The sequence below is a fragment of the Actinomadura sp. 7K507 genome (assembly GCF_004348425.1).
GTDB lineage: Bacteria > Actinomycetota > Actinomycetes > Streptosporangiales > Streptosporangiaceae > Spirillospora.
The window spans coordinates 38,028-46,999 of sequence record NZ_SMKK01000039.1; the positions used below are offsets into that span (position 1 = coordinate 38,028).

Consider the following 8,972-nt stretch of genomic DNA (forward strand, 5'->3'; position numbering starts at 1 on the left):
CCCCGCCATGGGCAGGCGCCCGTTGTGGGCGTCGTCGGTGATGACCTGGTGTCCGCGCAGATCTCGGGCCACCCTCAGGGGCGGCTCGCATGGCGCGTCCCGCTGGACGCCGTGACGGGCTGGGCGTGTCGCTGCGATCGGGTGCGGGTAGGCAGTAGCGCGGCGAAGGCGAGGGCTGCGAAGGCGATGACCGCGGCCGTCGTACGGACGGCATGGGCGATCTGCCAGCGGTCCCGCGTGTCGGCCCAGTCGGCGGGTGGGGACTGGGGGTTCCAGTCGAGCTGATCGGAGTTGATCGGGACGCTGACCACGAGCGTGAGGCCGAAGGTGACGACCAGCAGGGCCAGTGCGGTGACGGTCAGCCATCGCGTGTTCGTTCGGAAGGTCCGGTAGGCCAGCACCGCCGTGGTGATCAACGCGGGCAGGAGGGTGGCGGCGGCGAGCTTGTCGAGGGCGTCGAGCTCGACAAGCCGGACGTGGGTGTAGACCGTGCTGTCGAAACTTCGCAGCGAGAGCTCCAGGACGAGGACTCCGGTGAGGAATCCGGCGAAGAGCCCTGCGAACACCAGGCTGATGAATCGTGCGTACGTCGTCATGAACATGATCCTTTGGTGATCGGTGACCTCGGGTGGCGAAGGTGCGGGGCGGCGTCCGCGCGCGGGCTTCCCGGGCCGGGCGCGGACACTACGGCGTCGGCTCCGCGTACCGCCGAGGCGAGTGGACGCCGGCCGCCGCCCGCTCGACCGGGTGCCGTCCGATGCCGCCGGTGGCGGCCGCGATAGTGAGGTTCATCGGTGTTCTCCCCCGGTGAAGGCGGCGTGGTGGTCGCTCGCCCAGGTGGCGTACGTGCGTGCCGGACGGCCCAGCAACCGCCGTACGTCGTCGGTGGTGGGTCCGGCTTCGCGGGCGTAGTCGGCCAGCGAGCCGAGCAGCCGGTCGGGTACCTCGTCGGCCAGGCCGGCGGCGAGCATGCCCCGGCGGATCTCGTCCGGGGTGGCCTCGACGAACGGCAGGGGCCGGCCGAGCGCTTCGCCGATCGCGGCGACCTTCTCCGGCTGGCTCAGCGACTGCTCGCCGGTGAGCAGGTACGTCCGGGCGGCGTGGTGCGGCCGGGTCAGGGCGAGGGTGGCCACCGCGGCGATGTCGCGCTCGTCGATGGTCGAGGTTCTCGCCCGCGGGTACGCTCCCCGCACGGCCCCGGTCGCCTGGATCTGCCCGGCCCAGGCGAGGGTGTTGGCGGCGAAGTCGGCGCAGCGCAGGATCGTCCAGTCCAGGCCGCAGCCCTTGGCGAGGTCTTCGACCGCCTGGAACTGCCGCCGGAAGCGTGCGTGTCCGGCCGGGTACCGCACCGTCACGGCGGACAGCAGGACGACGCGGCTGGTGCCCGTTGCGCGGGCGCGGGCCAGCAGGTCGGCGGCGGCGGCTCCGGTGGCGCGCGGGCTGAGCAGGATGGCCTCCACGCCGTCGAGGGCGGCGACCTCGGCGGGGTGGACGAGTTGAGTGCCCGCGGGGAGGTCGGCATGCCGGTTGCGGGTGACTGCGGCGGTCTTCGTCCCCGTCTCGGCCAGAAGGCGGACGGTTTCCCTGCCGACGACGCCGGTGGCGCCGGTGATCAGGATCATGACTGGACCCTCTCGGTGTCGTATTATATGAGTTTCAAACTAACAAAGATTTCGAGGACCAAACAATATGAGCTACGTAACATCCGGAAGTCGAAGCAACCGGCGACAGCTGACCGCTCAGGTCAAGGAGAGCCTGCGCGACCTGCACAACCAGCTGTCGACGCTCAACCGGCAGGTCGGTGGCCAGCTGGCCATCAAGGACATCGACATGGACTGCCTCGACCTCATCAGCCGGCACGGACCGCTGAGTCCGAGCGCCTTGTCCCGCCGGGCCCGGTTGCACGCCGCCACCGTGACCGGAATCCTCGACCGGCTGGAACGCGCCGGCTGGGTCGCCCGGGAACGCGACCCCGCGGACCGGCGCGCCGTCACCGTCCGGGCGCTACCCGACCGCGGCAAGGAGGTGTACCGGCTGTTCGCCGGCATGAACTCGGCGATGGAATCGATCTGCGCCGACTACGACGAGCAGCAGCTCACGGTGCTCGCCGACTTCCTCCGGAAGACCACCGACGCCGGACTCGCCGCAACCCTCGACCTCGCGGACGGCAGCGACGGCTGACCGCGTCGGCGGCCAGGAGGGATCTCGGGTGCGCCGGGGCGGCGTTCCCACGCACCGGGGACGCGGGCGGGTCTCCGGGCGCTCCCTCCATCACCTCGGCTGGACCGCGTGTGAGCTTGGCTGACACGGCGGCGTCCAAGACCTGCGATCGTCCGCGCCGCGACTGCAGGCGCCGAGCACCCGCCAACCAGCCCCGGCATCAGACGGGCTGATCAACTGCTCCCATGCCGTCGAGGGCTGCCGTCCCCGCCCTCGTTGTCGAGTGCTGCGTCCGACGTGTACCGCGGCGGCGTTCTGGGGGGCCTCAACGGCCTGGACGTGAAGCTGATGGTGGACGGAAGCGTGGTCGAGGCGGGCTCTACCGCCGCGATTCTGGGAGACCCCCTCGCCGCGCTCGCGGCCGGAGCGCGGCTCGCCGCCAGGTATGGCCGGCCGCTGACCGCAGGCGACCTCGTGCTGGCCGGAGCCGCGACCGCGGCTGTGCCACTGCGAGCGGGAACGCTCGTCGAGGCCCAGGTCGACGGGCTGGGCACGGTGCGGTTCCGAGTGGCCGAGGAGGACGCGGCGTGACGGAACATCGCCCCCCCGGCCTGGTCCAAGGCAAGGCGGCCCCACGCGGACGCTTCCCGCATGTCCGTGTGGTCGGCAACCTGGTGTTCGTCTCCGGCACGAGCAGCCGTCGCCCGGACAACTCCATCGAGGGCGCGGTAGCCGACGAATTCGGCACGACCGAGCTCGACATCCGGGCGCAGACCTACGCCGTGATCGGCAACGTCCGGGACATCCTGCAAGCCGCCGGCGCCGATCTCGCCGACCTGGTGCAGGTGACCACCTACCTGGTCAACATGAACGACTTCGGTGGCTACAACGAGGTATACGGCGAGTACTTCGACGAGACGGGCCCGACCCGCACGACGGTCGCCGTCCATCAACTCCCCCACCCCCACCTCCTTCTGGAAATCCAGGGAATCGCCGCCCTGCCGTAGGTGGGCACCCCCTCCCAGGTACTCGGTTCCCGAACAGAACGGGCGCCCCGGCCGGAGGACCGGGGCACCCGCGTCACGCCCGGTCAGAGTCCGAGTTCTTCGAGCAGCCGCAGCCACACCTCGTTCATCGAGGGGAAGACCGGTACGGCGTGCCAGAGGCGCTGAAGAGGGACTTCGCCGACGATGGCGACCGTGGCGGCGTGCACCATCTCGGCGACGTCCTGGCCGACGAACGTCGCACCGACCAGTACGTCACGTTCGCCGTCCACGACGATCCGTACCCGGCCCGTGTAGCCGTCCGCGTGGAGCGCCGAGCCCGCGACGGCTAGGTCGATCTCCACCTCCCGGTGCTCCGGCCGCCGCGCACCGGTGACTCCGACGGCGGCGACCTCAGGGTCGGTGAACACCACCTGCGGTACGGCATGGTGGTCGGCGGTGGCCGCATACGCGGTCCACGGCCCTGCCGGGACATCGGCGCCCGCCGCGCGGGCGGCGATCACGTCGCCGACCACGCGGGCGGCGTACTTGCCCTGATGGGTCAGCGGTGCGCGCCCGGTGACGTCGCCGGCCGCGTAGAGCCAGCCGCCGGGGACGGCGTGCACCAGCCCGGAATCGTCCACGTCGAGCCGATCGCCGGGACGCAGCCCGAACGTCTCCATCCCGAGCTCGTCGGTGGCGGGCCTGCGCCCGGTGGCCACCAGCAGCTCGTCGGCGACCACGCGCCGCCCGTCCGCCAGGCCGACCCGCACCTCACCGTCCACGCGCGACACTTCCGTGGCGTCCGCTCCCTGATGGACGGTCACCCCGTCGGCCCGCAGCCCGGCGGCGACCGCGTCCCCGGCGAACTCGGGAAAGGCGGGCAGCGGGCGGTCGCCGCGAATGATCAGCTCGACGCGGGAGCCGAGCCGCGCCCACGCCTGTGCCATCTCCACCCCGACCACGCCGCCGCCGAGCACGGCCAGCCGGCCGGGCACCGTGCTCGCGGATGCCGCTTCCCGCGACGTCCAGACGCGCGCGTCCGCCAGCCCCGGCAGTTCGGGCAGCCTGGCCACGCTGCCGGTGCACACCACGACGGCATGCTCGGCCCCCAGCACCCGGTCACCTACCGTGACCACGCCTTTTCCGGTGATGCTGCCGTGCCCCCGCACAGGGTGGATCCCGGTCTCCCGGACCCACCGCTCCTGCTCGCCGTCGTCCCAGTGCGCGGCGAACGAGTCACGCCGCTGGAAAACCGGGCCGGGGTCCAGGCGATCACCGACCGGCACCCCGGGGACCCTGCGGGCCGCGGCGAGCGCGTTGCCCGGTCGCAGCAGAGCCTTGCTCGGCATGCACGCCCAGTACGAGCATTCGCCGCCGTACCGCTCGTGCTCCACCAGAGCCACGCTCAGCCCGCCGCGAACCGCGCGCGCGGCCGCGTTCTCCCCAACCGGGCCACCACCGATGACCACAACATCAAATGTCTCCTGAGTCACGCATTGAGAGCACACCACGGAGCCGCATAACGCAACCTCACGCGCCCGGCGCGGCCCGGCCGGCCTGCGTGCCGGCGCGGCGGCGGCGGCGAGCGGCGGCCACCGCCTTCCGGTCCCAGAGCCCTGTCGAGCCTGGGGTGTGACAGGGCCCCCTCTACCGGCTTCACGGCGATTTAGGCTGGTCGCATGAGCGAGAAGACCAACGCGCTCGGTGCGTACCTGCGCGCTCGGCGCGAGCTGGTGACGCCTGAGCAGGCAGGCATCCCCGATCTCGGCGTGCGGCGTGTGCCCGGTCAACGACACCGACGATCCCCGCTTCGCCGAGCTCGTCGGAGAGCTCGCACTGGCAAGCCGCCTGTTTCGCCGGCTCTGGGCCCGGCATGAAGTACGCGGGCAGCGCGGGACGCCGATCCGGCTCGCTCACCCGCAGGTCGGAGAACTCACCCTCAACAGAGAGCGGCTGAGCGTGGGCGGGGCCGAGAACCTGAAACTCGTCGTCTACCACCCGGACCCCGAATCCGACGACGCGGACAAGCTGGCCCTCCTGGCATCGGCGGACCTGCCCGCACGGACACCGGAGAGGCACCTGTGACAACCATCGGCATCATCGGCGCGGGCGAGGTCGGAAGCCAGATCGCGCGCGCGGCGACAGCGAACGGCTACCGGGTCGTCATCGCCAATTCGCGGGGGCCCGAGACCCTGAAAGACCTCATCGACGAACTCGGCCCGCCGGCGCGTGCCGCCCATGCCGCGGACGCCGCCGCCGCGGGTGATTTCGTGGTCATCGCCGTGCCCCTCAAACTCGTCAACGACATGCCCGTCGAGGAACTCGCGGGCAAGGTCGTGCTGGACACGAACAACTACATGGCCTGGCGCGACGGCCACTTCCCGGTAGTCGACTCCGGCGAGAAGACGGTCCACGAACTTCGCCAGGAACAACTCCCGACGTCGAAGGTCGCCAAAGCCTTCACCCATATCCAGGCCCCGAGCCTGTTCAGCGCCGCCCGCCCGGCAGGCGACCCGAAGCGGCTGGCGCTGTCGGTGTCGAGCGACTACCCCGAGGCCGTGGAAATCGTCACACGGCTGTACGACCAGTTCGGTTTCGACACCGTGGACAACAGCCCGCTGAGCGAATCCTGGCGTACCGCCCCCGGCCAGCCCGCCTGGGTCCGCCACGCGCAGCAGAACCGCGAGGAGTTGGAACTCAACCTGAAACGAGCCAAGCCCATCACCCCGAGGTGAACCCGTCTCAGTGAAGAATAAGGTCGGATTGTGGCAGTCAACAACGTTCAGGCACGCTCAAAGCGGCTGAGGGAACCGGTAGCTCCAAAACTTCCCAAGTCCTTGGCTGCAGCGGGTGACTCGGAGACCGAACTGGCCGATGATGGCGTGTACTTGTCCATGGCGTATGGCGGTCTCGACCTGTCGGAACAAGACGCCGAAGATGTTGAGTTTGAGCGCTGCCGCTTCCAGGAAACGCGGTTTGCCGGGACGACCATGCGGCGAGCCAGCCTTACGGACGTCGAGTTCGCATCGTGCGACCTGGCGAACCTCAGGCTCTTTGACTCGCGGGTCTTCAACGCGGTGATCGACGGCAGCCGCATGACCGGTACGACCTTGACCGAGTGCGGGATCCGGGACGTCCTGTTCAGCAATTGCCGCGCGGACCTGTCATCCTTCCGCTTCGCCCGGTTCAAGAGCGTTGTGTTCCGGGACTGCAACCTCACCGATGCGAACTTCCAGGGCGCGGAACTCGGCGGCGTGCGTTTTGAACGCTGCAAGCTCACCGGAGCGCAGTTCAGCAACGCCAACATGAAGGGCACCCGGATTTCCGAGTGTGACCTCTACGGTGTCAACGGCATTCAGAGCTTCCAGGGCGCGATCGTGCCCACCGCCGACGCACAGGGGCTGTTGTTCGCCCTGGCGTCGGCGATGGGCATCACAATCGAGGACTAGCCCGCGATGTCCGTGCGGGCGAACGCCGGCGGGACGGAGGGGCGGCGCCCACGCCGGATCCGCTGACCGTCCCGCGCGCGGGCCGACGGGCCCGTCCTGCCCCGGGCCTTCCTGAACCGGTGCGTGTTGGCCTGTGACCTCGTCCCCGGGCCTGGACCGTGAGAGGTGGGGTTAGTCGCTAACAAATGTTAGTCTGTAACAGTGGGTTTGCGGGAGACGAAGCGCGACCGGACGCGGCAGACGGTTCAGGAGCAGGCGATGCGGTTGTTCCTGGATCGGGGGTTCGACGGGACCACGGTCGCCGAGGTGGCCGAGGCCGCCGACGTCTCCGTCATGACCGTGTTCCGGCACTTCCCCACCAAGGAGCACCTCGTGCTCAAGGACGACTACGACCCGGTGATCGCCGCCCGGGTCCGCGACCGCCCGGCCGGTGAACCGCTCCTGCGCCGGATCGCCCTGAGCATCCTGGACGGGCTGGAGGAACTGCCGCCCGACGCGCGGCTCCTGCTGGCCCGCACCCGGCTGATCCTGCACACCCCCGCTCTGCGGGCCCGGCTGTGGGAGAACAACCACGCGACCCAGCAGGTCATCGTCGAGGCGCTGCCGGACGAAGATCCCTTCGAGGCGCGGGTCGCCGCCGGGGCGTGCCTCGCCGCCGCGACCGTCGCGATGGAGCGCTGGGCCGGGGACGACGGCCGTACCGATCTGCGGGGCGTGATGGCCGAGGCGCTGGAGGTGGTCATCAGATGATGGAGACGCATGGGCTGACCAAACGCTACGGACGCACGACGGCCGTGGAGGCGCTCTCCCTGCGGGTCGATCCCGGCGAGGTGTACGGCTTCCTCGGACTCAATGGCGCGGGCAAGTCCACCGCCATCCGGATGATGCTCGGCATGACCCGTCCCACCGGGGGTTCGGTGCGCCTGCTGGGCCGCGCCGAGCCGGACTGGAGCCGGGTGGGCCATCTCGTCGACGGCGCACACGCCTACCCGGGCCTCACCGTCCGGGAGAACCTGGAGATCAGCCGCCGTCTGCGCCGGGTGCGCGATCGCCACGCGGTCGACGAGGCCATGACCCTGTTCGGTCTGGTCCCCTACCGCGACAAGCGAGCCGGGACGCTGTCCATGGGCAACGCCCAGCGGCTCGGACTGGCCAAGGCCGTCCTGCACCGCCCCGCCCTTCTCGTGCTGGACGAACCGGCCAACGGGCTCGACCCCGCCGGGATCGTGGAACTGCGCGGCATCCTGCGCCGCCTGGCCCACGAGGAGGGGACGGCGATCCTCGTCTCCAGCCACATCCTCGCGGAGGTCGCGCGTACGGCCGACCGCATCGGCGTCATCGACCAGGGCCGCATGCTGACCGAGTTCCCCGCGTCCGACCTGCCCCGCTGCACCTGCGGCGTCGAGGATCTGGAGGACGTGTTCCTGCGCCTGCTGACCGAGCGCCGTCGAGAGGCGGCGGCGTGAACGCCGCGCTCCGGACCGAGGCCGTCAAGTTCCTCCGGTCCCGTGCACCGTTGGCCACGGCTGCGGCCTTCCTGCTGCCCGTCCTGCTGGCCTGCCTCTTCGTGACCTCCGACAGCGCGGCCCTGAGTGACAAGTCCGAGGCGCTCGGGATCTCACCGGACTGGACCGGCTACCGCGCCGCACTCATGCAGGTGGACGCCGCCGGCGGGTTCCTGCTGTTCGGCGTCCTGGTCACCTGGATGTTCGGCCGCGAGTTCAGTGACCGCACCGCTCTGGACCTGCTCGCACTCCCGACCTCCCGGACGGCGATCGTCCTGGCCAAGTTCGCGGTCAGCACGGTCTGGCTGTTCCTGCTCGGCGTCCTCCAGACGGCCGTCTGGCTCGCGGCGGGGACCCTGCTCGATCTGCCCGGTGGCCACGGAGCCACCCCGGCGGCTCTGGCGGACCTGTTCCTGCTGCTGACCCTCAACATCGCCCTCACCCTGCCGGTCGCGATCATCGCGAGCGCGGGGCGCGGCTACCTGCCCGGCGTCGGAGCGACCGTCGCGCTCCTGGTCGCGGGCGTCGGCGTCGCCGCCGTCGGGAGAGCCGGCTGGTTCCCCTGGGCGGTCCCGGCCGCGCTCGGCGGACTCACCGGCACATCGTCCGTGCCCGCCATCGGTCTGACGGTCGTCGCCGCCACGGCCGCGGCGGGCATTGCCGCCACGGCGCTCTGGTGGCGACTGGCCGACCACTAGCCGCGTCATGCCGAGGCGGTCCGAAGCGGCAGGAGTCCGCCGCGCAGCGGCCGGACGGTTTGTCGGTGCAGCCGGTTATCGTGATGATCATGGTGCGGATCCGCTATCTCCGGGGCGACGCGACCTCGCCGCAGGGCAAGGGGCCCAAGGTCGTGGCGCACATCTGCAACAACC

General features: G+C 70.6%; 12 protein-coding genes. 9 read left to right on the forward strand and 3 right to left on the reverse strand.

The annotated features are described in order from the left end of the window. Positions 1-74 precede the first annotated feature (74 nt). Together E1285_RS46565 and E1285_RS11790 are read right to left on the reverse strand one after the other, a co-directional pair. A complete protein-coding gene (locus E1285_RS46565; protein ID WP_207946544.1) occupies positions 75-596 on the reverse strand; it encodes a DUF1772 domain-containing protein in 522 nt (173 codons plus the stop codon). 192 nt (positions 597-788) lie between these two features. Next, positions 789-1,622 (reverse strand): NAD(P)H-binding protein, encoded by an 834-nt coding sequence (locus E1285_RS11790; protein WP_132151106.1) that lies wholly within the window; start codon positions 1,620-1,622, stop codon positions 789-791. 67 nt (positions 1,623-1,689) lie between these two features. On the opposite strand from E1285_RS11790, the gene E1285_RS11795 reads away from it, so the two are divergent. The 3 genes from E1285_RS11795 (at position 1,690) to E1285_RS11805 (ending at position 3,167) form a co-directional block, all read left to right on the forward strand. Next, the gene (locus E1285_RS11795; protein ID WP_132151108.1) at positions 1,690-2,181 is read left to right on the forward strand and encodes a MarR family transcriptional regulator; all 492 of its coding nucleotides are present in this window, start codon (positions 1,690-1,692) and stop codon (positions 2,179-2,181) included. Positions 2,182-2,436: 255 nt separating this feature from the next. After that, positions 2,437-2,751 (forward strand): fumarylacetoacetate hydrolase family protein, encoded by a 315-nt coding sequence (locus tag E1285_RS11800; RefSeq protein ID WP_243722724.1) that lies wholly within the window; start codon positions 2,437-2,439, stop codon positions 2,749-2,751. After that, a complete protein-coding gene (locus E1285_RS11805) occupies positions 2,748-3,167 on the forward strand; it encodes a RidA family protein (RefSeq protein ID WP_207946545.1) in 420 nt (139 codons plus the stop codon). The genes E1285_RS11800 and E1285_RS11805 overlap by 4 nt, the downstream gene beginning before the upstream one ends. Before the next feature lie 83 nt (positions 3,168-3,250). Here E1285_RS11805 and E1285_RS11810 read toward each other — a convergent pair whose 3' ends face one another. Beyond that, the gene (locus E1285_RS11810; RefSeq protein ID WP_347814073.1) at positions 3,251-4,657 is read right to left on the reverse strand and encodes an NAD(P)/FAD-dependent oxidoreductase; all 1,407 of its coding nucleotides are present in this window, start codon (positions 4,655-4,657) and stop codon (positions 3,251-3,253) included. A gap of 265 nt (positions 4,658-4,922) precedes the next feature. Between E1285_RS11810 and E1285_RS11815 the strand changes: the two genes are divergently transcribed. The 6 genes from E1285_RS11815 (at position 4,923) to E1285_RS11840 (ending at position 8,798) form a co-directional block, all read left to right on the forward strand. Next, a complete protein-coding gene (locus E1285_RS11815; protein WP_243722725.1) occupies positions 4,923-5,231 on the forward strand; it encodes a hypothetical protein in 309 nt (102 codons plus the stop codon). Beyond that, positions 5,228-5,881, forward strand: coding sequence for an NAD(P)-binding domain-containing protein (locus E1285_RS11820; protein WP_132151114.1), 654 nt, complete (start codon positions 5,228-5,230; stop codon positions 5,879-5,881). Before E1285_RS11815 ends, E1285_RS11820 begins: the two co-directional genes overlap by 4 nt. 30 nt (positions 5,882-5,911) lie before the next feature. Then, positions 5,912-6,595, forward strand: coding sequence for a pentapeptide repeat-containing protein (locus E1285_RS11825; protein WP_132151116.1), 684 nt, complete (start codon positions 5,912-5,914; stop codon positions 6,593-6,595). 201 nt (positions 6,596-6,796) lie between these two features. Then, positions 6,797-7,345, forward strand: a complete 549-nt coding sequence (locus E1285_RS11830; protein WP_243722726.1) for a TetR/AcrR family transcriptional regulator — start codon at positions 6,797-6,799, stop codon at positions 7,343-7,345. Beyond that, on the forward strand, positions 7,342-8,061 hold the full coding sequence (locus tag E1285_RS11835) for an ABC transporter ATP-binding protein (RefSeq protein WP_132151118.1): 720 nt from the start codon (positions 7,342-7,344) through the stop codon (positions 8,059-8,061). The genes E1285_RS11830 and E1285_RS11835 overlap by 4 nt, the downstream gene beginning before the upstream one ends. Further along, positions 8,058-8,798 (forward strand): ABC transporter permease, encoded by a 741-nt coding sequence (locus E1285_RS11840; RefSeq protein WP_165966570.1) that lies wholly within the window; start codon positions 8,058-8,060, stop codon positions 8,796-8,798. Before E1285_RS11835 ends, E1285_RS11840 begins: the two co-directional genes overlap by 4 nt. Positions 8,799-8,972 lie beyond the last annotated feature (174 nt).